Below are 392 nucleotides of genomic sequence, written 5' to 3'. Positions count from 1 at the left end.
AGAAACATTGAAAAGTATACCATCAGAGATGGAACCTTATATCAATGATTGGAGACTACCTGTTGTCGACCTTAAAACAATGGATGCAAGAAAGCTTATGAATCGAAGATTAAGAGATGTCGTAGAAATTGATCAAAGTATGTTTGCAGGAAGTTATGATGGATTAAGAGAAAATCGTAAAATTGAAACAGAAAGCTTCATGATGGCGGCAACATTTACGTGTACAAATATTAGAAGAGAAGACTTATCAGAAGGAGATGAAATCAATATGTGCAAGGCAATGAATCAATTATTTCAAAGAATGAGAGATGAAGGAAAACTCAATACTTTAAAAGAACTGCTTAAAGTAAAATTAGGAACTTTATCAATTTTTTTAGAAAAACAACTTACAA

The 392-nt window shown here is 31.4% G+C and carries 1 protein-coding gene; it reads left to right on the top strand.

The window, feature by feature from the left end:
- A partial coding sequence (locus LJD32_RS15110; RefSeq protein WP_227403852.1) for a hypothetical protein occupies nucleotides 1–392 on the top strand: 392 nt, incomplete at both ends.

It is taken from the genome of Faecalibacillus sp. TM498 (genome assembly GCF_020589955.1).
Taxonomy (GTDB): Bacteria; Bacillota_I; Bacilli_A; order Erysipelotrichales; family Coprobacillaceae; genus Faecalibacillus; species Faecalibacillus intestinalis.
This window is presented reverse-complemented; position numbering and strand designations above follow the sequence as displayed.